Below are 24,413 nucleotides of genomic sequence, written 5' to 3' on the forward strand. Positions count from 1 at the left end.
CGGCCGGCGAACGGACGGTCCGCAAGTGAGCGGGATGCCGTTCTGGACGGGATCGGGAACGGCGGGCGGCTGGGGCACGGTGAGGTCGATGAACATGGTCGGCAACCGCTCCGACAGCGGCGCCACGCTCGCGGTGTTCGTCACGGCCGGTGGCACAGGACTTCGGGCACGCTCCATGTCGGCGCAGTTCTCGCGGCACTCGACGAGGCAGACGTGTCGCCGGCCGCAGGTGCGCTCGCCCCCTCGGAAGCCCGGCAGGGATGCCGCTCGTGTTCCACAACGCGGCCGTCCTGAACTCGCAGGAGGCCGGTGCCGGTGAAGCTCAACGCGTCACCGGCCCATCGGGCGGGTGTCCAGTGATCTGCTCCGGGCTCTGCCGGTAGGTGTGGCGGCCCCGGCATGGGTCCGGTGGCGGTAAGCCATTCGGCGAGGGCGCCGACGATCTCGCCGGGGCGATCCTCCGGCAGGAAGTGTGTTCCGTCCCCGATCGGCGCGAGGGACATCGCTCGCTCCCCCGGCCCGCCGGCTCACAACCGCGAGAACATCTCGCGGTCGGCGTCGCTCATATCGGACCAGCTCTCGATCGGATGGAGGTGTGCCTCGAGGACTGCCACGCCCTTCACGCGATCCGGGTACCGGCGTGCCAGGGCGAGCGCCGTCACGCCGCCCCAGTCGTGGCCGACCAGAGTGAGTTCGCGTACGTCGGGAGCATCCAGGAACGCGGCGAGGTAGGCGAGGTGGTCCGCCAGCAGATACCCGCGTCCGGACGGACCTGACCGGCCCATGCCGATGAGGTCGACCGCGATCACCCGATACCCGCGTCGAGCGAGTGGTGGCACGACGTTGGACGGCGAGCGGACGAGCTGCCCGATCCGGCGCTCGTCCGCCGAACCGTTCCTGCAATGGTGTGATCATTCCGATCGGTGGGAGCGCTGCAGGTGGACGGCCGAAGGTGGGGCGCGGCTTCGACCACCGCACCGGGATGAGGCACCTTCACGGGGAGGAAGACGAGGTGCGCAGCAGGGCCAGGGCGTCGCTGCGGGTGGGCTTGAAGGTGAAGTACGAGTCCAGCCCCGTCATCGCGAACGTCCGCTCGAGCCCAGGGGGCAGGTCGCTCAGGACGATGATGCCGCCGCGGTCGGTGATCAGGGTACGCAGCATCAGGAAGATCCTGATGCCCGTGGAGTCGCAGAAGCTCAAAGCGCCCACGTCCAGCACCAGATGACGATGGCCGCCCTTCAGCAGGTCCAGGACCTGCTGGCGAAGATGCTCGGTGTTGGTGTAGTCCAGCTCACCGCCCAGCTCCATGATCAGGGTGTCGGGCACGGTGGGATCGAGGTGGGAGGCGAGCCGAACGGCGGAGGGCATCAGGAGGGGCCTTCGGTGAAGAGGCGGAAAACGGGCAGGGCGCTTACCGGAACGGTGGTTCGTCGATCAGGCACCCTCAGGGCCTCGGGGGGGTCGGCGTAGGAGTAGGAGATGGTGTCGGCTCCGGCTTCTCAGAGAGAAGGCGGTGGGCCTCATGCGGTCGCAGGGCGCTCATCGCCCCGGGCAGCGTCAGGTGAACCTCGAAGTGATCGATCATGCGGGTCAGCTCGAACAGGCGGCGCGCGCGTCCCTGCAGAGGGAGGATCATGATCAAGCGTCCTTGGCGCTGCTGGACCTTCTGGCGGATCCGCACCAGGGCGCCCACTCCGGCCGAGGCGATGAAGGTCACCTGGGTGAGGTCGACGACCAGTAACACCTCCTCGAAGGTGAGCAGCGCCTCATCGAGCTTTTCCGCCACGTCCGGGACCGTCACGGCGTCCAGCTCACCGATGACGCGCAGCACCCGCACCGGCCCCGCACGCAGGCTTTGCACCTGTGCCATGCTCCGATCACCTGGCACGACGCCAGCTCCTTGAGGTCGCGCACTGCTCTGCCGGGACCATTGTTCCGGTTATTGCATGCCGCGTCCATTTCGCGAGTCTCATGCAGGACCGATGAGAGCCCAGTCTGCAGGTCGGGGTGAGCGGTCAGAACCCGGGCGCGGCGCAGAGTCACTCCGGGGCGACCGGTGCAGATCCTTGAGTGCGATCTCAGACGACTCCCGGTGTTCCGGTCCGCTCCCCGGTGCCGTCCGCCGTATCCGCTTCGCCATCGCCCCAGGGGCGTCCGGATCACCTGCGAAGCATCCGGCGAGACCCTCTTGGCCGTCGGCGTGATTCCACCGGGCGCTGCGGACGGCCGTCAACCGCCCCGATGCCCCCGGCGGCCCGGCGATCTGTCAGCGAAGAACCGGCGTCGCCGACTCGGGGGCCGCCTGTGCCGGATGCGGCCGCTCGTGGGGGTTGCCGTGCCATTGCACCAGCACCACCGCGCCGTCGTCCTGGAGATGATCGTCGTGGTGGTTCAGCAGGCTGCGCACCAGGCGGCGCAGGGTCTCGGGCGCCGGCAGGCCGTCTGCGGTGTGGCGGATGATGAAGTCGACGAAACGGCTCAGGCCGAACTCCTGGCCGGCGGCGTTGCGGGCCTCGGTGATGCCGTCGCTGTAGAACACCACCCGATCCCCGGGTTCCAGCTGCGTGTGGCACGTCGTGATCGCCAGGTCCAGATCCAGGCCCATCGGATGAGCGGGCCGGCACTCCAGCGTGCTGACCCAGCGGCCGCCGCGGATCACCACCGGCGGGTGGTGGCCGCGGTTGACCCAGGAGATCACCCCGGTGCGGGTGTCGAGATCGGCCAGGATCGCGGTGACGAAACGGGTGGCCCGGCCGAACTCGGTGATCAAAAGCTGCTCGGCGGCCTCGCTGGCCGCTGCCAGGTCGGCGCCCTGGCGGCGGTTGTTGCGGCAGGCGGCCACCGCGAGGCCGGCGGTCAGCCCGGCCGAGACGTCGTGGCCCATCGCGTCGAAGATCCCCAGATGGACGACGTCGCCGGCCAGGGCGTAGTCGAAGGCGTCCCCGCCGACCTGGTAGGCCGGCTCCAGCGCCGCGGCGATGCTCACCCGGTGGTCGGCGAAGGTCAGCGGCGGCATCAGCGTCCACTGCATCTCCGCGGCCACGTGCATCGGCCGGGTGCGCACCAGACGGGCGTAGGAATCGCTGTAGGGGCGCTTGTCGATCACCAGCAGCGCCACCAGCGACGCCAGGTCGCGCATGTTGTCCTGGACCTGCGCCTCAGCGCCGGCCTTGGTGCTGACCCGCAGCACTCCCAGGCGTTCGATGCCGTCCAGCAACGGCACCCACCACCGCCGCGCGCTCTCCCCGGTCTCGGCCTCGGTCTCGGCATCGCCGCCGTGGGCGGCCAGGACCCGGATCTCCTGAAAGGCCCGCCCGGCCAAGGTGGCATCGACGCTCAACTCGGCGATCTCCCTGTCCGCGCCCTCCCCGCCGCTCAGCCCCTCGCCGGTCAGCAGGCGCAGCACGTTGTGCTGCAGATCCGCCAGGTAGATCAGCACCTCGTCCAGGCCCGCGGACGTGGCGTGCTCGGCGACCAGATCCGGCAACCGCTCCAAAGCCGCCAGGTGACCGGCCTGCAACAGCCCCACCAGCATCCGCTCAGGGCCGGGGCAGGCGGTCACGGCTGCGCTACCGCCGACATGCGCTCACTCATCTTCCCCGACCCTTCATTTTCCTCATGCCCTCTGAGGAAATTATCCGCTTTGCCGCACGATCACCTTGACCGGCCCCACCTACCGCCCGCCGTCTTCCCGCATTCCCCGACCACCCTGCGCCATGGACCCAGCCCCTGACCGGGCGTCGATCACCTCCCAGAAGGTGACTTCTCACAGGTAGATCGAGCCATGCGAGGAATACCGGGACATCCGCCTTGGGTGGTCAATGCTTCACGAAGGGTGGTCGGATCATCGATCATCTCCCTCATACGGGGCATCACCGCACCCGCCGGGCGCCGGCTCTGAGCACCGCCGTCATCGACGCCCCGCTCGTCCTCACCCCCGGTCCCCGCATCTCCGGACGGCTCCTGCCGCAGCCCTTCTCAAGGCAATCGAAGATCTGTCCTCGATGAAAGGTCGGTTCAAGTGGGAAAAAGACGCTATCGATACGACCATCACGGTGTTCAAGCTCCGCGAAGGGCTCCGCGTGTTGGTTCGATTGTGGACTGACGATCCGCCCGGCAATCATGATCAATACGATGTTGTCGCGATCTCGCATGCCGAGGATTGAGTAGGCCCCCGCCGACCTTGGCGTCACCTACCGCCTGCTGGACGTCGTACCCGACCTGGAAGCGCCCTCCGAGGTCGCCCAGGCGCTCGGCGGGGAAGATCCGGGGCGGCGCGCCGGCGGTGTCGGCTGAAGCGGGGATACCCGGAGCGGGAGTTCGTGGACCAGGTGTCGTCGTGGGTGCCGACGACGGAGGAGGCGGAGCTGCTGGAGCTGCCGCTGGATGTGACCGTGTTGCGACGGTTCCGGGTGGTCCACTCCGACGGCGAACGGCCGGTGGAGGTGTCGGTGCTGGCCAAGGGGGCACATGCGTATGAGCTGCGGTACCGGCCGACAATCTCGATGGACTGACGTGAAGCATGACCGACCAGGACGTTCAGTGCGCATCAGCTACGAGACGGTGGCGGCACCCGGTCGACCGCACAACGAGGATCACGTCATCGCAGGGCCGACCTGGGTGGCCGTGCTCGATGGGGCTACCGCCCCGGCCGGGGTGGACTCGGGATGCGAGCACGACGTGCCCTGGCTGGTCGCACAGCTCGGCAGCGCGCTGACCCACCGGCTCGCCACCCGGCCGGGCGAGAGCCTGCCCGATCTCGTCGCCGCCGCCATCCGGGCCACGATGGCCGCCCACGCCGACACCTGCGACCTGACCGACCCTGACAGCCCGTCGTCCACGATGGCCGTCCTGCGCCGGCGTGACGACCTGGTGGACTACCTGGTGCTGTGCGACTCCCCCATCGCGCTCCGGCGTACGGACGGCACGCTCACCGTGGTCGACGACGACCGGACCGGCCACCTGCCCGGCGGCCGGCCGTACAGCCTCGACCTGGTGCGGCGGTCCCGGAACCGGCCGGGCGGGTTCTGGGTGGCCTCCACCGAGCCGGAGGCCGCGTACGAGGCGCTGTCGGGCTCGGTGGAGGCGTCCACCGTGAGCGGCGCCCTGCTCCTCACGGACGGCGTCACGCGACTGATGGAGTGGTACGGCCACCCCTGGGAGCAGCTGGTGGACACGGCCGCCACCGACGGCCCTGGGGAGTTGATCCGCTGGGTGCGACGGGAGGAGCAGGGCCGGGGCGCACCGTCCTTCGCGAAGCGGCATGACGACGCGACGGCGGCGTGGATCTCCTGGTGAACGGGTCATTCGGTTGAGGTGGCCGGCGGGGGCGGGGCGGGCTCCGGAGGGGGACTCTCGGAGCGCACGGCGAGCACCGCTCCTACCGCCGCTGCGATGGCGATGGCGGCGATCATGATTTTGCCGCCCCGCTTGTGAGCACGGACCCTGATGACCCTCCCGCTGGGAAGCCTCCGCGGGTGTTCGCTTACTCGGTGTCTCTTCCTCGCCATCACCTGACGGTAGATGTCACTCCCGGCGGCTTCTTGTGGCGCAGGAGTGCTGATCGGGTCGCATCCGGGGGGCGGATCCCGCCCGCCCTGGCGACTGGTCGAAGTGTCCGGCCCGTGTTAGCCCGGCCCACCGGCAGGCGATCGGCAGCAAGCCTGCCCGCGAACGCGGGGGATCGTCCTATCCGGCCTCATGCCGTACATCGAGGAGCGCATCGACACCGTCGAGACCGGCATCGCCGAGATCAAGGACCGGCTCGGCGTGATCGAGCGGACCCTCGGCACCATGGAGCCCAAGCTCAACCGGGTCACCGAGGACGTCGCCGACCTGAAGGCCGGCCAGATCGAGATCCGTGACCTGCTCGCCCGCGTCGTAGCCCGCCTCGAGGGCATCGACTCGTAGTCCCTCCACGCTCATACGGAAGGGCCCCGCCCACAGGACGGGGCCCTTCGTGTTCTGCGCCCCCACTCCCCTCCGAGGGGCGAGGTCACCGCTCCACCGGACCTCAGATGACGCTGGGCGCGCATGTCCGGCGGAAGCTCACCGCCTGCGGATCAGCTCCCTGTGGAGCGTGAGCAGGATGTGCGTGCGGATCGCCGCCGGGTCGATGTCCGTCTCGGCCGCGGGTTCCAGCGCGGCCGGCGACAGCTCGAGGTCCTGCGCGCGACCCCGGCGCAGCGCCTGGCGGGCGGCCGCCATCATGCGGTCGTACGATGCCCCGTAGGGCGCAGGGCGGGCCGGATCGAAGCGCACCCCGGACCTCTTTCGGGAACCATCCCCGCGGGCGCCGGATCGGCGGCAGGGCGTTTCCATGATCATGCGTCATGATCTTGGTTCGACGGGGTGTGTCCCGGGGTTTGACGAAACACCATCCACAGCATCCCTGCTGGTCGGACCCTGGACCGGCTCCTTGACCAGGTGCGCCACGCACTCCACGTGGTGGGTCATCGGGAAGGCGTCGAAGGCGCGCAGGTCGGCGAGGGAGTAGCCGCGCTCGGCGAACCAGGCCAGGTCCCGGGCGAGGGTGGCCGGGTCGCAGGAGACGTACACGATCCGGGTGGCCTGCAGGCCGGTCAGGCCGGCGATGACGTCGCGGCCGAGCCCCGCCCGGGGCGGGTCGACCACGACCAGGTCGGCGCGCTCGATCCCGAAGCGCTCCAGGGCGTTCTCCACCCGGCCCCTGGCGAAGCGGACCTGGGGCAGGTCGCGCAGGTTGCGCTCGGCGTCGCGGACGGCGACGGACTCGGACTCGACGCCGAAGACCGCCCCCTCGGGGCCGACCGCCTCGGCCAGCCCGGCGGCGAACAGGCCGACGCCGCAGTAGAGGTCGAGCGCCCACTCCCCCGGCTGCGGGGCGGCGAACTCCAGGACGGCGTCCAGCAGGGTGGCCGCCGTCCCGGGGTGCACCTGCCAGAAACCGCTGCCGGTCACCTGGAAGTCCCGCTCGCCGACGCGTTCCACCAGGTGGTTGCGGCCGTGGACGACGCGGCTGCGGCCCTTGCCCTCGTCGACGAAGACCGCCACGCTCGTGTCGAGGTCGGGTACGGCCACCGTGCGCCGGGGCTTGGGGGCGATCACGACGGCCTGGTCGCCGGTGGAGGAGGCGATGACCTCGACCGAGGAGGCGTTGCGCCAGTTCATGACCTCGGCGCCGACGTTCTCCACCTCGGGGTGGGCGATCAGGCACAGGTCCACCGGCTGGATGTCGTGGGAGCGGTGGCGGCGCAGGCCCAGGCCGCCCTCGCGGTCGACGGCGAACTGGACCCGGGTACGCCAGCCGAGCCCGTCGGGGGCCCCGGGGACCTCCTCGACGGTCCCCTTCCAGTCGATCCCGGCCAGGCGCGAGAGCTGCTCGGCCACCACGTCGGTCTTGAGGCGGCGCTGGGCGTCCAGGGAGGCGTGCTGCCAGTCGCAGCCGCCGCACAGGCCCGGGCCGGCGAACGGGCACGGCGGGGTCACCCGGTCCGCGGAGGGCTCCAGGATCTCCACCGCGTCGGCCCGCAGGAACCGGGAGGTCTCCTCGGTGATCTCGGCCATGACGCGCTCGCCGGGCAGGGCGTGCCGTACGAAGACGACCCGGCCGTCGTGACGGGCGACGCACCAGCCACCGTGCGCAACCGGTCCCACCGTCAGTTCGATCGCCATTGGCCGCTGCCCCCAGAATTCGTCGTCGGTCGGTCCTCCTCGCGCCCGAGAGCGCATACGAAAGGTTATGCCTTGACGTCCTCGTCCTGAGCCCCTCGCGCCGGTCGGCGGGCCGCACCGGGCGCGAAGGGCTCCGGACGGCCCTTGAGCCGGTCGGAGGAGTGCAGCTGCCAGGGCACGCTGATGACCATGACGCCGGGCTGGAAGAGCAGGCGGCCCTTCAGCCGGAGCGCGCTCTGGTTGTGCAGCAGGTGCTCCCACCAGTGGCCCACGACGTACTCGGGGATGTAGACGCTCACCACGTCGCGCGGGGAGCGGCGGCGCAGCGACTTGACGTACTCCAGGATCGGCCGGGTGATCTCGCGGTAGGGCGAGTCGAGCATCTTCAGCGGGACCTGGATGCCGCGGCGCTCCCACTCCTCCTGCAGCGCCCTGGCCTCGGGCCCCTCCACCCCCACGGTGATCGCCTCCAGCTTGGAGGGGCGGGTGGCGCGGGCGTAGGCGAGGGCGCGCAGGGTCGGCTTGTGGATCTTGGAGACGAGCACGATCGCGTGGTTGCGGGCGGGCAGCATCGACTCGCTCAGCTCGGCGTCCTCGTCGACGGAGAGCTCCTCGGCGACGTTCTCGTAGTGCCCGTGGATGCCCTTCATCATCAGGAACAGCACCGGCATGGCCACGCAGACGATCCAGGCCCCGTGGGTGAACTTGGTGACCAGCACCACCACCAGCACCACGCCGGTCATCACGCCGCCGAAGAAGTTGATGGTCCGCGAGCGGTGCATCCGGTGCCGGACCCTGGGGTCCTCCTCGGTCGCCAGGTGCCGGGTCCAGTGCCGGACCATGCCGATCTGGCTCAGCGTGAACGACACGAAGACGCCCACGATGTAGAGGTTGAGCAGGCGGCTGACGTCCGCGTCGAACCCCCACAGAAGCAGGCAGGCCGTGGCGGCGAGGATCACGATGCCGTTGGAGAAGGCGAGCCGGTCGCCCCGGGTGTGCAGCTGGCGGGGCAGGTAGCGGTCCTGGGCCAGGATCGAGCCGAGCACCGGGAAGCCGTTGAAGGCGGTGTTGGCCGCCAGGAACAGGATCAGCGCGGTGACGGCGGAGATGGCGAAGAAGGGGAGCGAGCCGCCGCCGAAGACCGCGTCGGCCACCTGGGCGATGATCGGCTGCTGGTAGTAGTCGGGCCCGGCCGGCCGCCCCTCGATGAGCACGTCCCGGAAGGCCACCGAGGGTTCGGCGACCTTCACCCCCGAGGCCAGCCCGAGGGTGATGATGCCGATGAACATCGTCACCGACACCAGGCCCATCATCAGCAGCGTGCTCGCGGCGTTCTTGCTCTTCGGCTTGCGGAAGGCGGGCACGCCGTTGCTGATCGCCTCGACGCCGGTGAGCGCGGCACAGCCCGAGGAGAACGCGCGCAGGATCAGGAAGGCCGCGGCGAAGGCGGTGAGGTCGGACTGCTCGGCGATGATCTCGTAGTCGGCGGTGGGGGCGTGCAGCTCGTCGCCCAGGACGAGCACCCGGAAGCCGCCCCAGAGGACCAGGCCGAGGACGGAGAACATGAAGGCGTAGGTGGGGATGGCGAAGGCCGCCCCCGACTCCCGGATGCCGCGCAGGTTCACCAGCGTCAGCAGCACCACGATCACGATCGCGACCAGCGGCTTGTGCTCGGCGACGTAGGGGATGGTGGCGCCCACGTAGTCGACGCCGTTGGCGACCGACACCGCGACGGTCAGCACGTAGTCGACCATCAGGGCGCTGGCGACGGTCAGGCCGGCGTTGGGGCCGAGGTTGACGGTGGCGACCTCGTAGTCGCCGCCCCCGCTGGGGTAGGCGTGCACGTTCTGCCGGTACGACGCCACCACGGTGAGCATGACCACCACGACGGCCAGGGCGACCCAGGGGCTGAAGTGGTAGAAGGAGACCCCCGCGAGCGAGAGGATGACGAGGATCTCCTGGGGGGCGTAGGCCACCGAGGAGAGCGCGTCGCTCGCGAAGACCGGCAGCGCGATGCGCTTGGGCAGCAGTTGCTCGTGCAGCTGCGTGCTGCGCAGCGCTCGCCCGATGAAAAGGCGTTTGACAAGGTCCGTCACCTTCGACACGTCTGCCGATGCTAGCCCCTAATCTCGGGGCGGCTGACGCGGCACTCCCGGAGCGGGCCATACTGGCTGAATACATCGGAGCAAGATCCGCCTACGGCGACCGGCGGGGGAGCATGCATATCGTGATCATGGGCTGTGGCCGGGTGGGTTCGACTCTGGCGCACATCCTGGAGGACAGTGGCCACTCGGTCGCGATCATCGACCGTGACCCGCAGGCGTTCCGTCGGCTGCGGGCGGGGTTCCGCGGGCGCAGGGTGACCGGGATCGGTTTCGACCGGGACGTCCTGGAGGAGGCCGGCATCGAGGCCGCCGGCGCCTACGTGGCGGTCAGCAGCGGCGACAACTCCAACATCATCTCCGCCCGGGTGGCCCGCGAGACGTTCGGCGTGGACAACGTGGTGGCCAGGATCTACGACTCCCGGCGCGCCGAGGTCTACCAGCGGCTGGGCATCCCCACCGTGGCCACGGTCCGCTGGACCGCCGACCAGATCCTGCGCCGCGTCCTGCCGGAGGGCGCCGAGCCGCTCTGGCGCGACCCCAGCGGGCGTGTGGTGCTGGCCGAGGTGGCCTATCATCCGGGCTGGGTCGGTACGCCCGCACGGGCCCTGGAGGCGGCCGCGGGAACCCGCCTGGCGTTCGTCAACCGGATGGGCGAGACCCTGCTGCCCCGGACCGACTCGGTGGTGCAGGAGGGCGACGTGCTGCACGTCCTGGCGGTCGAGACCGACATGGACCGCATCAACAAGGTGCTGTCCTCGGGCCCCGAAGAGGAGCACTGATGCGCGTCACCATCGCCGGTGCGGGAGCGGTCGGCCGCTCGATCGCCGCCGAGCTCCTGGAGAACGGCCACCAGGTCCTGCTGGTCGACATCGACCCCAAGGCCATCAAGATCGACACCGTACCGAGGGCGGAGTGGCTGCTCGCGGACGCCTGCGAGATCTCCTCGCTGGACGAGGCGGGCCTGGCCGACTGCCACGTGGTCGTCGCCGCCAGCGGTGACGACAAGGTCAACCTCGTGGTCTCGCTGCTGGCCAAGACCGAGTACGGGGTGCCCCGGGTGGTGGCCAGGATCAACCACCCCAAGAACGAGTGGCTGTTCAACGAGTCGTGGGGGGTGGACGTGGCCGTCTCGACCCCGCGCCTGCTCAGCGCCCTGGTCGAGGAGGCGGTCAGCGTCGGCGACCTGGTGCGCCTGATGACCTTCCGCCAGGGCCAGGCCAACCTGGTCGAGCTCACCCTGCCCGAGGACGCGCCGGTCGTCGGCCAGCGCGCCGGTTCGGTGCCCTGGCCCAACGACACCGCCCTGGTGGCGATCCTGCGCGAGGGACGGGTGCTGGTGCCCACCGCCGACGACCCCCTGGAGGCCGGGGACGAGCTGATGTTCGTCGCCAGCCAGGAGGTCGAGGAGGAGCTGGCGGAGCTGCTGTCCCCGCACCCGCACCGCACGCCGCGCTGAGCCCCGGGCCGCCCCCCGGCCCCGTGCCGGGGAAGGGCCGCTCCGGGCGGTGCCGGACCCCGGCCCGGGCCCTCGCGCGGGAGAACCGGGGACCGGAAGAGCCGCGAGGGACCCCGCGGAGAACCGTGCGGGGAAGGCGCTCGGGACGGTGCTCTCGGGACGGTGCTCTCGGGACGGTGCCGGAAGGCCCGGTCAGGAGGTGGTGGGCTGCACCGGGGTCCGGCCGCGGGCCAGCAGCCACACCATGGCGGCCAGTGCCGCGATCTGGAGCGGCCAGCCCATCACGATCTTGAGGATGCCCAGCTCGGCGACGGCCTGGTCCCGGCCGATCAGGTAGACGGGCAGCTGCACCGCCACCCGGACCACGCACGGGATCATCAGCAGCCAGGTCAGCTTGGTGCAGAGCTTCACCACGGCCGGGTCGGAGCGCCAGGCGGTCGGGTCACCGGTGACGGACCCGATCATGAAGCCCACCACCGGCCAGCGGGTGACGATCGACAGCAGCATGGCCACCGAGTAGCCCGCGTTGTAGAGGATGCCGGGCAGGAAGACGTCCTCGGCCTGGCCGGTCCTCGAGGCGAAGAACGCGCCGATGCCGATGCCGATCAAGCTGTTGATCACGAACTGGGGCGTTGAGCGCTGCACCAGCCGCACGACGAGCAGCAGCACCGCCGTCCCGATGCTGACCATGAGGGAGCTTCTCAGGTCCGAGGTGGTGATCCACATGCCGGTGAAGGCGATGGTCGGAACGGCGGCCTCCACGACACCGCGTATCCCGCCGAACGCCTTGGCGAGCTGGCTGCGGAGCACGGCTTCCACCGTGTCGTGCGCGGCGGTCTCCTCGCTGGTGGTCATCTCTTCGTTCACCGTCTCGTGGTCGATCGCTCACGCACCGGCGGCCGGGCGCAGCTCGTATCTGGGGTTGAACATGACCTTGCGTCCATCCTGCATGCTGACGAGTCCCTCTGCCAGCACCAGGCGGCCGGGTTCGATGCCCGCGATCCTCCTGCGGCCCAGCCAGATCAGGTCGATCACGTCGGAGCCGTCGTAGAGCTCGGCCTCCAGCGCCGGGGCGCCCCCGCGGGGGCGCAGCGTCACCGTCCGCAGGGTGCCGGTGACGCAGAACCGGCGGCGCCCGCCGCACGAGACGATGGCGGTGGCGCCGTGACGGTCGAGGTCCTGCTGAAGCTCGTCGGCCTCCAGCTCCGCCTGACCGGCGGTCAGGCGGCGGAGGAAGCCCCGCAGGCCGCCCTGTTTATGCGGTTCCTGAGAACCCACGGACCCTCTCCTTCACATACGAGTCGCATCAGCGTACGCGATCCGGCCCGTCAGCGAATCTCGGCGATCTCCGGCCCCCGGCCGAAGGGGTTCAGGTCGGGCTTGTCCCTGCCGCCGCCCTGCTGCTCCGTGCCCTGCCTGGCCTCGGGCGGCAGCCGGAGCTCGATCGCCTCCTTGGGTGCCATCGGCTCGTCCCCGCGTACCACGACTATGTCCCGGACGACACCTTCCAGCGTCGCGGCGGAGTCGGCGCCCTGGGCGGCGCGACCGCTGATCACCGCGCGCAGGAACCAGCGCGGCCCGTCCACGCCGATGTAGCGGACCGGCTGGTCGCCGCCGCTCTCGGCCGGGATCCTGGCGGCCAGCTCGACGCCGAAGGGCCCCTCCCGCTCCTCGGCGGTGCCACCGGCGCTCTTGACGCCCTCGGCCAGCTCGGACCTGACCTCGTCCCAGATGCCGCTGCGCTTGGGCGCCGCGAACGCGTGCACCTGCAGGGCGCTCTCGTCGTACAGCACCACCGCGCCGACGATCTGGTCCCCGGCCAGGTTGAGCTGGATCTCGAAACCGGCGTCGACCGGCAGGCGCATCCCGCCGAGATCGACCCTCTCCCGCTCCGGGTACGGCTCCTCGGAGTCCCACGGGCCGGACTCCCGGGTCGGGACCTGCTCAGCCTCCTCCACCGCGGCCTTGACGGCCGGGGACTCCTCACGACGGCGACGTCGGAACACTTTCCTCACGCTCCTTGAAGATTCACTGGTCACTCATCCCGCCGGGTGGCGGGCGGTCACGGGCCGGGGCCCTTGCGGGTCCGGATCACCGGATCCGCCGCACCCACCGCACCGGCCTCGCTCCCCGGGGGACCGCGGTCGCCCCGGACACCTCCGGCGTCCCCGGCGCCGACGGCACCGTCGGCGCCCTCATCGGCCGGTGGACCCGAACCCGCCGGCGCCTCGCGCCGAACCGGGCAGCCGGTCCACCTCGTGGAACACCGCCCTCTCCACCTTCTGGATCACCAGCTGCGCGATGCGGTCCCCCCGGCGCAGCCGTACGGCGTCCTTGGTGTCGGTGTTGAGCAGCGTCACCCTGATCTCGCCCCGGTATCCCGCGTCCACGGTGCCGGGCGCGTTGACGAGCGTCACCCCGTGCCGGGCGGCCAGGCCGGAGCGCGGGTGGACGAACGCGGCGTACCCGTCCGGCAGCGCGATGGCCACCCCGGTGCCGACCACGACCCGCTCGCCGGGCAGGAGCTCGACGTCCTCGGCCGCGTGAAGATCCGCGCCCGCGTCGCCCGGGTGGGCGTACGACGGCGGCGGCAGGTCCGCGTCGAGCCGGTGGATCAACACCTCGACGGTGTGGGTCACGGGTTCACCTCGTACTCGTGGTGCTCGTCGATGATCGCCTGGCCGCCGTGCTCCACGAAGTGCTCCATGCCCACTTCGATGAAGAGCGCCGCGGCCCGCACGGCGACCGGGCCGTCCGCGGAACCGATCCGGCCCTCAGCTTCAAGGTACGCCTTCCGGCCGGACATGCCGTTGCACCAGGCGCGCAGATACAGCTCGGTGCCGACCGGGACCGGCGTGAGGTAGTCGGTCTCCAGCCGCCCGGTCACGTAGGGCTTCCGGAAGAGCCAGACGGACATGCCGATGACCTCGTCCATCGCGGCGGCGAGCACGCCGCCGTGGGCCAGGCCCGGCGCGCCCTGGTGGCTCTCCCCCACGACGAACCTGGCCTGGACGGTGATCCCGTCAGGGGTGGTGGCGGTCAGGTGCAGGCCGGTGGGGTGGTCGTCCCCGCAGCCGAAACAACGGCTGTAGTGGGGACCGAGCGGGGAACCGGGGGCGGGCCCGCCGGGAAGTGGCCCCGGACGGACGGCGTCCGGCGGGGGGGTGGTCACGGTGGAACGGGTCACGGGGCAGAACGTTACCCCTTGGACTGCGGTGATTCCTCATTCACCGGCTTTCCCGCCTCGGCGGGCGGCTCCGCCGGGCCCGGGACGGGCTCCGCGGGACCGCCGGGGCCTTCGGGGCCGCCGGGGCCCGGGTCGGGGTGGGGCGAGGCCGGTGGCAGGGCGCGCGGCGGGGAGGCGCTGAGCTCGGGCAGTGCCCGGTAGATCACGGCGGCGACCGGCACCGCCACGGCCGCGCCGGCGATGCCCGCCAGGATGCCGCCCACGGCCAGGGCCAGGATGATGGCCAGGGGGTGGAAGTGCAGCACCCGGCCCACGATCAGGGGTTGCAGCACGTGGTTCTCCAGCTGCTGCTCCACCAGCAGGATGCCGAGGAAGATCAGGGCGTAGATCGGTCCCTTGGCGCCCAGGGTGACCAGCGTCGCCACCGCCCCGGCGAAGAAGATGCCGACGATCGGGATGAAGCTGGCCAGGAAGATCAGCACCGCCAGCGGCGCCCAGAGCGGCACCCCCATGCCCGCGAGCACGATGCCCATGATCACGCCGTGCACGGCGGCCACCGCGACCGTGCCCTGCACGTACTGCGAGAGCGTCACCCAGGCCGTCCGGCCCGCCCGGTCGACGCGCGGTGCCATGCTCCCGAACCCCTTGAGGAACCACGACCAGATCCGGTCGCCGTCCTTGAGCAGGAAGAACGTCACGAACAGCAGCAGCACGATGGAGGCCAGCACCTCCACCGCCACCGTGGCGCCGGTCAGGACCGTCTGGGTGATCTGGTTGCGCTGGGCGGTGACCTGCTTGCTGACCTCGTCGACCATGCTGGTCAGCTGGTTCGGCTGCAGGTGCAGGGGCCCGGTGTAGAGCCAGTTCTCGACGGATTTGGCCGTCTGGCGCACCTGGTCGACGAGGCCGGGGAACTCGTCGTTCGCGCGGACCCCGATGATCCAGCCGGTGCCGCCGAGCACGGTGAGCGCGATGAGCATGGTGATCCAGGTGGCGTAGATGGGCCGCAGGCCCATCGCGCCCAGCCGCCGGGTGATCGGGAACAGCAACGCGGTCAGCAGCAGTGCCACGGCGACCGGCAGCACCACGATGCGCAGCGTCGCGATGAACTGCGCGAAGTAGAAGACGGCCCAGCCGATGATGATCAGGCACAGGCTCCACAGGGCGAGGCGGAGCAGCGTGCGGGGTACCAGGCCGGTCAGGCGTTCCCTGTCGGAGATCACGAATCCAAGCCTGTCACGCCGGTACGGAAAATGCGCGCGGGTTACCGGGCGGACACGGCGGCGACCCGGACACGGCCGGGTTCGGTCCGGGACGCGCCCGGGTTCGGTCCGGGACGCGCCCGGGTTCGGTCCGGGACGCGCCGGGGCCTGACCGGGAGCCACCGGGGCTTGGCCGGGAGACGACCGGGGCCGGGCCGGGACGTGGGGCCCGGCCGCGACGTGGCCGGGCCCCTGCCCGGAGCCGGCACCCGCCCGGTGGGGCGGGTGCCGGTCCGTGCGGTCGGTCCGCGCCCGCCCGGCCGGGCTCAGCGCTCGGCCGGCGGGCGGGAGATCACCCTGTCCTCGAGGTAGCAGCTGCAGTTTCCACATCCTGGCGGCATGACCCGTCCTCCCCTCACCTGTCGTGTCTCGACCGTACGACGGCGCGGCCCGACGGAAAGGACAGAGTCGCGGGCGCCGCGGTCAGGTGAGGGCGACCTCCACCAGCAGTTCGCCCTCGCCGGGGCGGAGCACGAACTCGTCGATGACGCCCGCGCCGCACAGGTCGTCCTGGGCCTGGCGCACCAGGTCGACCCCCGCGCCGGTGACGGTCAGCCGGGAGACCTCGGCGCGCATGGACAGGCGCGCGTCGGACTTGGCCTTGCGGACCCGGCCGAGGACCGCGGCCACCGCGGGCAGCAGCTCGGGATCGCCCCCGCGCCGGTCCGGCTCGGGCCAGGACGCCCGGTGCACCGAGCCCTCCCGCCACCAGGACCAGACCTCCTCGGTGACGAAGGGCAGGAACGGGGCGAACAGCCGGAGCATGACGTCGAGGGCCTCGCGCAGGGCCGCGTGCGCCGAACGCGCGGCCTCGCTCGCCTCACCCGGGCCCGTCGCCTCACCCGGGCCCGTCGCCTCACCCGGGCCCGTCGCCTCACCCGGGCCCGTCGCCCCGCCCGCGTCCCCGGCGCCACCGGGACCCGCGTCCGCCCTGCCGTCGGGGCCCGCGCCACCGGGACCCGCGTCCCCCGTGCCACCGGGAGCCGTGCCGTCGCCGTTCCCCTCGCCCGCGTCACCGGCGCGTCCCGTCCGCCCGGGGCGCCCGGCGCCGGTCACGCCGTCGTAGGCCCTGGCCTTGACCAGCTCCAGGTAGTCGTCGCAGAACTCCCAGAAGAACCGCTCGGTCCGCTCCAGCGCGCGGGTGTAGTCGTAGCCCTCCATCGCCTCGGTGGCCTCGTCGACCACCTCCGCCAGACGGGCCAGCATCGACAGGTCGATCGGCTCGGTGACCTCGCCGCCGCCCTCGCCGAGGCCGAGGACGAACCTGGAGGCGTTCAGGATCTTGATGGCCAGACGGCGGCCGATCTTGATCTGGCCGGTGTCGAAGGTGGTGTCGGTGCCCGGACGGCCGTGCGCCGCCCAGTAGCGGACCGCGTCGGAGCCGTACTGCTCCAGCAGCCCGAACGGGGTGACCACGTTGCCCACGGACTTGGACATCTTCTTGCGGTCGGGATCGATGATCCAACCGGAGATCGCGACGTCGCTCCAGGGCAGGGCGTCCTGCTCCAGGTGACTGCGGGCCACGGTGGAGAACAGCCACGTCCGGATGATCTCGTGGGCCTGCGGGCGCAGGTCCATCGGGAAGACCCGGTCGAACAGGTCGGGGTCGCGCTCCCAGCCCCCGGCGATCTGCGGCGTGAGCGAGGAGGTGGCCCAGGTGTCCATGACGTCGGGGTCGGCGGTGAAACCGCCCGGCTTGCCGCGCTGGTCCTCGGTGTATCCGGGCGGCACGTCGCCCGCGGGGTCCACCGGCAGGGCGGACTCCGGCGGCGTGATGGGCGAGGAGTGGTCGGGCTCGCCCTCGCCGTCCAGCGGGTACCAGACCGGGATCGGCACGCCGAAGAACCGCTGCCGGGAGATCAGCCAGTCCCCCGCCAGACCCCGCACCCAGGCGTCGTAGCGGGCCCGCATGTACGAGGGGTGCCAGGACAGCTCGGCGCCCCGCTCCAGGAGCGCCTCGCGCAGCGCGAGGTCGCGCCCGCCGTTGCGCAGGTACCACTGCCGGGTGGTGACGATCTCCAGCGGGCGGTCGCCCTTCTCGTAGAACTTCACCGCGCGCCGCACCGGCCTGGGCTCGCCCTCCATGCCGCCCGAGGCCCGCAGCAGCTCCACGATCCGCTCGCGGGCCCCGTGCGCGGTCCTGCCGGCCAGCTCGGCGTACGGCTCCGCGGGCACGCCCTCGGGCGCGTCCGGCAGCAGCCTGCCGTCCCAGCCGACGACCGGGCGGGTGGGCAGGCCGAGCTCGCGCCACCACACCACGTCGGTCACGTCGCCGAAGGTGCAGATCATCGCGATGCCGGACCCCTTGTCGGGCTCGGCCAGGTGGTGGGCCAGCACCGGCACCTCGACGTCGAACAGCGGCGTCCTGACCGTGGTGCCGAACAGCGGCCGGTAGCGCTCGTCGTCGGGGTGCGCGACCAGGGCGACGCAGGCGGGCAGCAGCTCGGGGCGGGTCGTCTCGATCCAGACCCGGTCGCCGAACCCCCTGGCCCGCTGCTCCTGCGAGAGCGTGAAGCCCAGCCGGTGGAAGGCCCCGGGCCACTCGCGGTCCTCCAGCTCGGCCTGGGCCACGGCGGTGCGGAAGGTGACGTCCCACAGGGTGGGCGCCTGCGCCGCGTACGCCTCGCCCCGGGCCAGGTTGCGCAGGAAGGCGCGCTGGGAGGCGGCGCGCGCGTCGGTGCCGATGGTGGCGTACGTCATCGACCAGTCGACCGACAGGCCCAGGCGGCGCCAGAGCTCCTCGAACGCCTTCTCGTCCTCGGTGGTGAGGCGTTCGCACAGCTCGATGAAGTTCCCGCGCGAGATCGGGACCTGCCGCCTGGCGTCGGGCCGCTCGGGCGGTGCGAACGAGGGGTCGTAGGGGACGGAGGGGTCGCAGCGCACGCCGAAGTGGTTCTGCACCCGGCGCTCGGTGGGCAGGCCGTTGTCGTCCCAGCCCATGGGGTAGAAGACCTCGCGCCCGCGCATCCGCCGGAAGCGGGCGATCGTGTCGGTGTGGGTGTAGGAGAAGACGTGTCCCACGTGCAGGGAACCGGACACGGTCGGCGGCGGGGTGTCGATCGAGTAGATCTCCTCGCGCGTGCACGACCTGTCGAAACGGTAGGTCCCCTCGGCCTCCCAGCGGCTCGCCCATACCGACTCCAGGCCGTCGAGAGTGGGTTTCTCGGGCATGGGCGCGGGGCGCGGTCGCCGTTGTGTCATGCCTCCCTATGGTATGGCTTCGAACAGGGCGGCGCTCGGAGAGACTAGGGTTCTGAGCGACCGCGAACGGGAGGACCACATGGCCGACACAACCGAGAAACAGGACATGGCGTGGAAGGCCATCGGCGGCCTGCTGGGCCTGGCCACGGCCTGGGGCGTGAGGAAGATCGTCGGCTTCGCCTGGGAGAAGGCGACGGGCAGGAAGGCCCCGGTCGACAACGAGTCGCTGGAGGTCGACCTCGGTGAGGCGATCGGCTACGCCGTGGTGATGGGCGTCGGTATGCAGGTGACGCAGATCGTGGTGGCCCGCACCGCCAGGAAGCGTTACGACGCCTGGAGGGCCGTCAAGGCCGCCGCCAAGGACGTCACGAGCTGACGATCGGCCGCGTCCCCGCCGGGGACGCGGCCTCCGCCGGGCCCGGGAGTCAGGACGCGGGACGCGCCTCCAGCGCGGCCAGGAACTCCTTGGCCCAGCGGTCCACGTCGTAGGTGGAGACCCTGCGGCGCAGCGAGCGCATCCGGCGCGACAGGTCGTGCGGGGTGGCCCGCATCGCGGCCAGCATGGCCCGCTTGAGGCCGTCGACGTCGTAGGGGTTGACCATGAACGCCTGGCGCAGCTCGTCGGCCGCCCCGGCGAACTCGCTGAGCACCAGCGCGCCGCGCAGGTCGTTGCGGCAGGCGATGTACTCCTTGGCGACCAGGTTCATCCCGTCGCGCAGCGGCGTGACGACCATCACGTCCGCGGCCAGGTAGAGCGAGGCCAGCTCGTCGCGGCCGTAGGACTGGTGCATGTACTGCACCGGCTGCTGCCCCAGTTCGCCCTGCTCGCCGTTGATCCGCCCGACCTGCAGCTCGATCGAGTCGCGCAGCCGCATGTACTCCTCGACCCGTTCCCGGCTGGGGGTGGCGATCTGCACGAACGCCGCCTCGCCGGGCTTGATCGTCCCTTCCGAGAGCAGCTCGCCGAACGCCTTGAGGCGCTGGCCGATGCCCTTGGTGTAGTCGAGCCTGTCCACGCCGAGCAGCATGCACTCCGGGTCGCCCAGCTCGGCGCGGATCTCCCTGGCGCGGGCGATGATGTGCGGCTCCCTGACCAGCGAGTCGAGCTCGCCGAAGTCCACGGAGATCGGGAAGGCCGCGGCCCGTACCAGCCGGTCCCCCACCTGGATGTCGTTCTTGTGGTGCTGGTAGCCGAGCAGGATCCGGCAGAGCCGGATGAAGTTGGACGCGCCGCCGGGCCGCTGGAACCCGACCAGGTCCGCGCCGAGCAGGCCCTCGACGATCTCACGCCGCCACGGCAGCTGGGAGAACAGTTCCACCGGCGGGAACGGGATGTGCAGGAAGAACCCGATGCGCAGGTCGGGGCGGAGCTTGCGGAGCATGGCCGGGACCAGCTGGAGCTGGTAGTCCTGGACCCACACGACCGCGTTCTCCGCGGCCTCCTCGGCGGCGGCCTGGGCGAAGCGCTCGTTGACGGCGCGGTAGGACTCCCAGGTCACGCGCGAGTAGATCGGGGCCGCGACCACGTCGTGGTAGAGCGGCCAGAGCGTGCCGTTGGAGAAGCCCTCGTAGTAGAGCTCGACCTCCTCCTCCGACAGCGGGACGGGCACGAGCTGCATGCCGTCGTGTTCGAAGGGCTCCAGCCGTTCGTCCGGGGCGCCGTGCCAGCCCACCCACGCCCCCTCCCTGCGCTGCAGGACGGGGGCGATCGCGGTGACGAGGCCGCCGGGGCTGCGCCGCCACATGTCCTCCCCGACCCGGTCGACGGGAAGACGGTTGGCGACGATCACGAACGCGCTGCGGCCCAGCACAGAATCCTCCAGGTAGTCGAGAGCTTACGTAAAGGACTACCCGTTCAACGAACTTCTATGACTTTCCAGGTGGAAGGGCACCGCGCTGGATCCTCAGGTCCGCCCGTACGGCGTCGCCGAGCTTGTTGGTGGCGGCGCGGTTGAGGAACCCGCCGGCCACGGCTCCGGTGAGGAAGGGACCGAAGGTGGTGAGGTGACGTCCCATGGTGCGCATCAGCCGGTTGCGGAGCGCGGTCTTGGCGGCGGTGCCGAGGGCCACGGTCATCGTCCCGGGGGCCATGGGGTCGACCCCGCGCTGCTTGGACCAGGCCATCGCGAAGGCCATGGCGCGCTGGGAGCCGGTGCCGGGGACCTGGAGGCCGTACACCTCGTGCAGCTCGGCGATGAGCTTGACCTCGATCGCGGCGACGACGAGGGTCTCGGCGACCAGCTGGGCGGGGGCCGACAGCAGCAGGGGCGGCGCGGCGAACTCGGCCGCGGCGACGGCCCCGCCGATGGCGCCGACCGCCATGGTGGCCTTGGTCGCGGTCCGTACCAGGTCGTCGGCGAGCGCCTCGGAGGTGAGGCCGTGGTGGTGGTCGGAGAGGGTGGCGAGGTCGCGGATGGGGATGCGGGGCGCCACCGCCATGAAGACGTCGGTCAGCCAGCGGCCCCGGCCCGCCCCGGACGCCTTGGCCTTCTTCGCCCCCTGGGCGAGCGATCTCGTGAGACGGCCGAGCAGTTTCCGCCGCTCGGCCCCGTCCATGTCGCCCGGTTCTGCGAGCCTGCCGACGATCTCCGCGACTTCTCGTTCATGCGCGCCGGCCGACTTCTCGGCCGTGAAGTCGTCCGGCGCGGCACCGGTCTGCCTGTTCTCTGACGTCATGTCTCGGAACCTCCTCAAGGCTGTCCGAAGGCCCTACCCCGAAGGGGAGGGACACACCTCGGACAGGCCGTCGGAATCATCGTCAGGCCGCGCACTCCCGGCAGATCTGCTGGTTGTTCTTCTCCACGGCGAGCTGGCTGCGGTGGTGCACCAGAAAACAGCGCGCGCAGGTGAACTCGTCGGCCTGGCGAGGAATCACCCGGAGCGAGAGCTCCTCGTTGGACAGGTCCGCGCCCGGCAGTTCGAGCGATTCGGCGAGATCGGTCTCGTCGATGTCGATGCTGCCCGAGGACTTGTCGGTACGGCGCGCCTGCAGTTCCTGCAGGCTGTCCTCGCTGAGGTCGTCGTCGGTCTTGCGTGGACTGTCGTAGTCGGTAGCCATCGGTCTGCTCCATCCCCCTCATCTAGCTGTCTGCGCTCACTCGCGCGTGTGTAACGTTCGAGAGGCACGGCTTGTGCCCGATCCGCCAGAGAGATTCCTGCTTGGGTACCCCGCCGGAATGGTCACTGAACCTCCCTACACGTGAGGGACGTACTGCCAATGGCCACGGTTAGCCAAATATGGCGTAAACCACAGCATCGGCGGCATGCACCACCGTGTTCGACGGCACATCCAACCACATGTACGGCGTGAACGAGACGCCCCCCGCCGGATCAACGTGGCCGAAGTCGCACGGTGACCACCAGCCCTCCTCCGTCCCTGGGCAGGGCGGTCACATTGCCCCCGTGGGCCCGCACGACCGCGCGGACGATGGAGAGCCCGAGCCCCGCCCCCTTGTCCGAGTCGACCCGGTCGGCGTTGAGCCGCCGGAACGGCTCGAAAAGGCTGTTCACCTCGTACGCGGGGACGTGCAGCCCCGTGTTGGCCACCTGAACAACCAGGGCCCCCTCCACCATTCCCGTCCTCACCCACAAACGTCCGGACTCGGGAAGGTTGTGTTTTATGGCGTTCTCCACGAGATTGGCCACGCACCGCTCCAGCAGGACCGGATCACCGACGGTCTCGGCCGACCGGAGCTCGGCGGTCACGGTGACCCCGGCCTCCTCGGCCCGCGCGGCGAGCTGGTCGACGGCCGTCTCGGCCACGTCCTTCATGTCCACCGGCTTGCGCACGCTCAGCTCGCGCTCGCTGCGGGCCAGCAGCAGCAGGCCCTCGATCAGGCGCTCGTTACGGGCGTTGACCTCCAGCAGGGTGCGGCCCAGCGCCTTGAGGTCGCCCGACGCCTCGGGGTCGCCCAGGGCGATCTCCAGGACCGTCCGGTTGATGGTCAGGGGGGTGCGGAGCTCGTGCGAGGCGTTGGCCACGAACCGCCGTTGTGTGTCGAAGGCCACATTGAGCCTGGTGAGCATCGCGTCGAAGGTGTCGGCGAGCTCCTTGAGCTCGTCGTCGGGGCCCTTGAGGTCGATCCGCTCGTGGGCGAGGGTGCTGCCCGACAGCTTGCGGGCGGTGGCGGTCATCTGCTGGATCGGCTTGAGCGCCCGGTCGGCGACGATGTAGCCGATGATGACGGCCAGGATGCCCACGCCGAGCAGGGCCAGCAGCGAGCGGGCCAGCAGCTCCCGCTGGGTTCCGGTGATCGCGATGTGCTGCTGCCAGCGCCACTCCTGCTTGATGTTGGCCGCCAGCTCCGGCCCGGTGAGCTGTTCCAGGTCGGTGATGGGGAAATCCGGCCACGCCGAGTAGAGCGACCAGCCCACCACGAGGTAGATCACGACCACGAGCAGGGCTCCGGCCGTGAAGAACAGCACGGCGTAGGTGATGGTCAGCCGCCAGCGGATGCTGACCCGGTCGATGATCGACCGCGCCCTGTCCAGGAGGGTGCGCGGCGTCATGGAGGCGTCGGCCGGGGGCGGCCCGTCCCAGGCGGGCGGACCGGTCGGCGGAGGGGGGTGGCCGACGAGCGCCTTGCCCTGCGGGTCCACCGGCCCGGAGCCGAGCTGCTCGCTCTTCCACCCGCTCCGCTCGGAGTGCGGGCTGATCATCGGGTGGGTCGGCACGGACTCGCCGCCCTGGCCCGTCGGGACGAAGGTCGGGCGGTCCTCTCCCCCGCCTGCCGGAGTGCTCACAGCTTGTACCCGACCCCGGGAACCGTCTCGATCACCTGGGGCTCGCCCAGTTTCTTCCTCAGGGTCATCATGGTGACGCGCACCACGTTGGTGAACGGGTCGATGTTCTCGTCCCACGCCTTGTCCAGCAGGTCCTCCTGGCTGACGACCGCCCCCTCGGCGCGCATCAGCTCCTCCAGGACCGCGAACTCCTTCTTGGTGAGCGCGATCTCCTCACCGTTCCTGCTGACCAGCCGCTTGCCCGGGTCCAGGCGTACCCCGGAGCGCTCCAGTACCGGCGGGAGCGCGGGGGCCGAGCGACGGCCGAGCGCGCGCACCCGCGCCACGAGCTCGATGAACACGAAGGGCTTGGCCAGGTAGTCGTCGGCCCCCAGGCCCAGCCCCTCGACCTTGTCGTCCACGTCGCCGGACGCGGTCAGCATCAGGATCCGCGACGCGGTACGGGAGGCCACCAGCCGGCGGCAGACCTCGTCCCCGTGCACCTTGGGCAGGTCCCTGTCCAGGACGATGACGTCGTAGTCGATGTAGCCCGTCCGCTCCAGCGCGCCGGCACCGTCGTAGGCCACGTCCACGGCCATCGCCTCGCGCCGGAGCCCGGTCGCGATCGCGTCGGCGAGCACCCGCTCGTCCTCAACCACAAGCACTCGCACGGCCTATGGCACCTCCCGTCACATTTCCCGGACCGCCGCTGGAACGGCTCCCCATTGTCGCTCCCTCCCCTGTAAGCACACGGTAAGGGTCCCCGATGTGAGCACTGCGCGTGATGTCGGAAACACGGAGGTTTAGCGCGCTGTTCACCGTGGGTA

Annotated in this window: 25 protein-coding genes and 1 pseudogene; 6 read left to right on the forward strand and 20 right to left on the reverse strand. The window is 70.9% G+C overall.

The window, feature by feature from the left end; genetic code table 11:
• Positions 1–527: 527 nt before the first annotated feature.
• The 5 genes and pseudogenes from ACIBCT_RS08515 to ACIBCT_RS08535 all read right to left on the reverse strand — a co-directional run.
• Positions 528–893, reverse strand: a pseudogene (locus ACIBCT_RS08515) (alpha/beta fold hydrolase); the annotation flags it as partial.
• A 100-nt stretch (positions 894–993) separates the two neighbouring features.
• Positions 994–1,368, reverse strand: a complete 375-nt coding sequence (locus ACIBCT_RS08520; protein WP_399186750.1) for an STAS domain-containing protein — start codon at positions 1,366–1,368, stop codon at positions 994–996.
• 76 nt (positions 1,369–1,444) lie between these two features.
• On the reverse strand, positions 1,445–1,870 hold the full coding sequence (locus tag ACIBCT_RS08525) for an STAS domain-containing protein (protein ID WP_399186751.1): 426 nt from the start codon (positions 1,868–1,870) through the stop codon (positions 1,445–1,447).
• A gap of 396 nt (positions 1,871–2,266) precedes the next feature.
• A complete protein-coding gene (locus ACIBCT_RS08530) occupies positions 2,267–3,562 on the reverse strand; it encodes a PP2C family protein-serine/threonine phosphatase (RefSeq protein WP_399186752.1) in 1,296 nt (431 codons plus the stop codon).
• A 310-nt stretch (positions 3,563–3,872) separates the two neighbouring features.
• The gene (locus ACIBCT_RS08535; RefSeq protein ID WP_399186753.1) at positions 3,873–4,154 is read right to left on the reverse strand and encodes a hypothetical protein; all 282 of its coding nucleotides are present in this window, start codon (positions 4,152–4,154) and stop codon (positions 3,873–3,875) included.
• A gap of 189 nt (positions 4,155–4,343) precedes the next feature.
• On the opposite strand from ACIBCT_RS08535, the gene ACIBCT_RS08540 reads away from it, so the two are divergent.
• The 3 genes from ACIBCT_RS08540 (at position 4,344) to ACIBCT_RS08550 (ending at position 5,910) form a co-directional block, all read left to right on the forward strand.
• Positions 4,344–4,514 (forward strand): hypothetical protein, encoded by a 171-nt coding sequence (locus tag ACIBCT_RS08540; protein WP_399186754.1) that lies wholly within the window; start codon positions 4,344–4,346, stop codon positions 4,512–4,514.
• Positions 4,515–4,542: 28 nt separating this feature from the next.
• A complete protein-coding gene (locus ACIBCT_RS08545; protein WP_399186755.1) occupies positions 4,543–5,298 on the forward strand; it encodes a protein phosphatase 2C domain-containing protein in 756 nt (251 codons plus the stop codon).
• Positions 5,299–5,700: 402 nt separating this feature from the next.
• Entirely contained in the window at positions 5,701–5,910 is a 210-nt protein-coding gene (locus ACIBCT_RS08550) for a hypothetical protein (RefSeq protein WP_399186756.1), read from the forward strand.
• Between the two features lie 138 nt (positions 5,911–6,048).
• On the opposite strand, the gene ACIBCT_RS08555 is transcribed toward ACIBCT_RS08550, so the two are convergent.
• The 3 genes from ACIBCT_RS08555 to ACIBCT_RS08565 form a co-directional block, all read right to left on the reverse strand.
• Complete coding sequence (locus ACIBCT_RS08555; RefSeq protein WP_399186757.1) at positions 6,049–6,210, reverse strand: hypothetical protein; 162 nt, start codon at positions 6,208–6,210, stop codon at positions 6,049–6,051.
• A gap of 120 nt (positions 6,211–6,330) precedes the next feature.
• The gene (locus tag ACIBCT_RS08560) at positions 6,331–7,653 is read right to left on the reverse strand and encodes a class I SAM-dependent RNA methyltransferase (RefSeq protein WP_399186758.1); all 1,323 of its coding nucleotides are present in this window, start codon (positions 7,651–7,653) and stop codon (positions 6,331–6,333) included.
• 65 nt (positions 7,654–7,718) lie between these two features.
• Positions 7,719–9,758, reverse strand: a complete 2,040-nt coding sequence (locus ACIBCT_RS08565; RefSeq protein ID WP_399186759.1) for an APC family permease — start codon at positions 9,756–9,758, stop codon at positions 7,719–7,721.
• Positions 9,759–9,871: 113 nt separating this feature from the next.
• Here ACIBCT_RS08565 and ACIBCT_RS08570 point away from each other — a divergent pair, with 113 nt between their 5' ends.
• Together ACIBCT_RS08570 and ACIBCT_RS08575 are read left to right on the forward strand one after the other, a co-directional pair.
• Positions 9,872–10,537 (forward strand): potassium channel family protein, encoded by a 666-nt coding sequence (locus ACIBCT_RS08570; RefSeq protein WP_386248228.1) that lies wholly within the window; start codon positions 9,872–9,874, stop codon positions 10,535–10,537.
• The gene (locus ACIBCT_RS08575; RefSeq protein ID WP_399186760.1) at positions 10,537–11,214 is read left to right on the forward strand and encodes a potassium channel family protein; all 678 of its coding nucleotides are present in this window, start codon (positions 10,537–10,539) and stop codon (positions 11,212–11,214) included. Before ACIBCT_RS08570 ends, ACIBCT_RS08575 begins: the two co-directional genes overlap by 1 nt.
• Positions 11,215–11,406: 192 nt before the next feature.
• On the opposite strand, the gene ACIBCT_RS08580 is transcribed toward ACIBCT_RS08575, so the two are convergent.
• The 7 genes from ACIBCT_RS08580 to valS form a co-directional block, all read right to left on the reverse strand.
• The gene (locus ACIBCT_RS08580) at positions 11,407–12,081 is read right to left on the reverse strand and encodes a DUF3159 domain-containing protein (protein ID WP_399186761.1); all 675 of its coding nucleotides are present in this window, start codon (positions 12,079–12,081) and stop codon (positions 11,407–11,409) included.
• Between the two features lie 18 nt (positions 12,082–12,099).
• Positions 12,100–12,492, reverse strand: coding sequence for an OB-fold nucleic acid binding domain-containing protein (locus ACIBCT_RS08585; RefSeq protein ID WP_344901310.1), 393 nt, complete (start codon positions 12,490–12,492; stop codon positions 12,100–12,102).
• Positions 12,493–12,542: 50 nt separating this feature from the next.
• Entirely contained in the window at positions 12,543–13,229 is a 687-nt protein-coding gene (locus tag ACIBCT_RS08590) for a DUF3710 domain-containing protein (protein ID WP_399186762.1), read from the reverse strand.
• A 180-nt stretch (positions 13,230–13,409) separates the two neighbouring features.
• Positions 13,410–13,853: a dUTP diphosphatase gene (gene dut / locus ACIBCT_RS08595; RefSeq protein ID WP_399186764.1), complete on the reverse strand. Its 444-nt coding sequence runs from the start codon at positions 13,851–13,853 to the stop codon at positions 13,410–13,412.
• On the reverse strand, positions 13,850–14,401 hold the full coding sequence (locus tag ACIBCT_RS08600) for a PaaI family thioesterase (protein ID WP_399186765.1): 552 nt from the start codon (positions 14,399–14,401) through the stop codon (positions 13,850–13,852). Before ACIBCT_RS08600 ends, dut begins: the two co-directional genes overlap by 4 nt.
• Positions 14,402–14,412: 11 nt before the next feature.
• Positions 14,413–15,624, reverse strand: coding sequence for an AI-2E family transporter (locus tag ACIBCT_RS08605; RefSeq protein WP_399186766.1), 1,212 nt, complete (start codon positions 15,622–15,624; stop codon positions 14,413–14,415).
• A gap of 462 nt (positions 15,625–16,086) precedes the next feature.
• A complete protein-coding gene (gene valS / locus ACIBCT_RS08610; RefSeq protein WP_399186767.1) occupies positions 16,087–18,864 on the reverse strand; it encodes a valine--tRNA ligase in 2,778 nt (925 codons plus the stop codon).
• A 79-nt stretch (positions 18,865–18,943) separates the two neighbouring features.
• Between valS and ACIBCT_RS08615 the strand changes: the two genes are divergently transcribed.
• Complete coding sequence (locus tag ACIBCT_RS08615) at positions 18,944–19,240, forward strand: DUF4235 domain-containing protein (protein ID WP_399186768.1); 297 nt, start codon at positions 18,944–18,946, stop codon at positions 19,238–19,240.
• A gap of 49 nt (positions 19,241–19,289) precedes the next feature.
• On the opposite strand, the gene ACIBCT_RS08620 is transcribed toward ACIBCT_RS08615, so the two are convergent.
• The 5 genes from ACIBCT_RS08620 to ACIBCT_RS08640 all read right to left on the reverse strand — a co-directional run bounded on the left by ACIBCT_RS08620 (position 19,290) and on the right by ACIBCT_RS08640 (position 24,257).
• Positions 19,290–20,675, reverse strand: coding sequence for a trehalose-6-phosphate synthase (locus tag ACIBCT_RS08620; protein WP_399186769.1), 1,386 nt, complete (start codon positions 20,673–20,675; stop codon positions 19,290–19,292).
• A 55-nt stretch (positions 20,676–20,730) separates the two neighbouring features.
• On the reverse strand, positions 20,731–21,540 hold the full coding sequence (locus tag ACIBCT_RS08625) for a hypothetical protein (protein ID WP_399186770.1): 810 nt from the start codon (positions 21,538–21,540) through the stop codon (positions 20,731–20,733).
• Between the two features lie 82 nt (positions 21,541–21,622).
• Positions 21,623–21,922 (reverse strand): DUF4193 domain-containing protein, encoded by a 300-nt coding sequence (locus ACIBCT_RS08630; RefSeq protein WP_344901336.1) that lies wholly within the window; start codon positions 21,920–21,922, stop codon positions 21,623–21,625.
• A gap of 272 nt (positions 21,923–22,194) precedes the next feature.
• Positions 22,195–23,607 carry a sensor histidine kinase gene (locus ACIBCT_RS08635; RefSeq protein ID WP_399186771.1) on the reverse strand — a complete coding sequence of 471 codons (1,413 nt, stop codon included), beginning with the start codon at positions 23,605–23,607 and terminating at the stop codon, positions 22,195–22,197.
• On the reverse strand, positions 23,604–24,257 hold the full coding sequence (locus ACIBCT_RS08640; RefSeq protein ID WP_399186772.1) for a response regulator transcription factor: 654 nt from the start codon (positions 24,255–24,257) through the stop codon (positions 23,604–23,606). Before ACIBCT_RS08640 ends, ACIBCT_RS08635 begins: the two co-directional genes overlap by 4 nt.
• Between the last annotated feature and the right edge of the window lie 156 nt (positions 24,258–24,413).

It is taken from the genome of Streptosporangium sp. NPDC050855 (assembly GCF_044456585.1).
Taxonomy (GTDB): Bacteria; Actinomycetota; Actinomycetes; order Streptosporangiales; family Streptosporangiaceae; genus Streptosporangium; species Streptosporangium longisporum.

Coding starts and splice junctions, on each gene's coding strand:
- ACIBCT_RS08560 (WP_399186758.1), bottom strand. CDS start 7,653: ATGGCGATCGAACTGACGGTGGGACCGGTTGCGCACGGTGGCTGGTGC.
- ACIBCT_RS08575 (WP_399186760.1), top strand. CDS start 10,537: ATGCGCGTCACCATCGCCGGTGCGGGAGCGGTCGGCCGCTCGATCGCC.
- ACIBCT_RS08625 (WP_399186770.1), bottom strand. CDS start 21,540: ATGACGTCAGAGAACAGGCAGACCGGTGCCGCGCCGGACGACTTCACG.
- valS (WP_399186767.1), bottom strand. CDS start 18,864: ATGACACAACGGCGACCGCGCCCCGCGCCCATGCCCGAGAAACCCACT.
- ACIBCT_RS08535 (WP_399186753.1), bottom strand. CDS start 4,154: ATGCGAGATCGCGACAACATCGTATTGATCATGATTGCCGGGCGGATC.
- ACIBCT_RS08525 (WP_399186751.1), bottom strand. CDS start 1,870: ATGGCACAGGTGCAAAGCCTGCGTGCGGGGCCGGTGCGGGTGCTGCGC.
- ACIBCT_RS08555 (WP_399186757.1), bottom strand. CDS start 6,210: ATGATGGCGGCCGCCCGCCAGGCGCTGCGCCGGGGTCGCGCGCAGGAC.
- ACIBCT_RS08550 (WP_399186756.1), top strand. CDS start 5,701: ATGCCGTACATCGAGGAGCGCATCGACACCGTCGAGACCGGCATCGCC.
- ACIBCT_RS08520 (WP_399186750.1), bottom strand. CDS start 1,368: ATGCCCTCCGCCGTTCGGCTCGCCTCCCACCTCGATCCCACCGTGCCC.
- ACIBCT_RS08570 (WP_386248228.1), top strand. CDS start 9,872: ATGCATATCGTGATCATGGGCTGTGGCCGGGTGGGTTCGACTCTGGCG.
- ACIBCT_RS08615 (WP_399186768.1), top strand. CDS start 18,944: ATGGCCGACACAACCGAGAAACAGGACATGGCGTGGAAGGCCATCGGC.
- ACIBCT_RS08630 (WP_344901336.1), bottom strand. CDS start 21,922: ATGGCTACCGACTACGACAGTCCACGCAAGACCGACGACGACCTCAGC.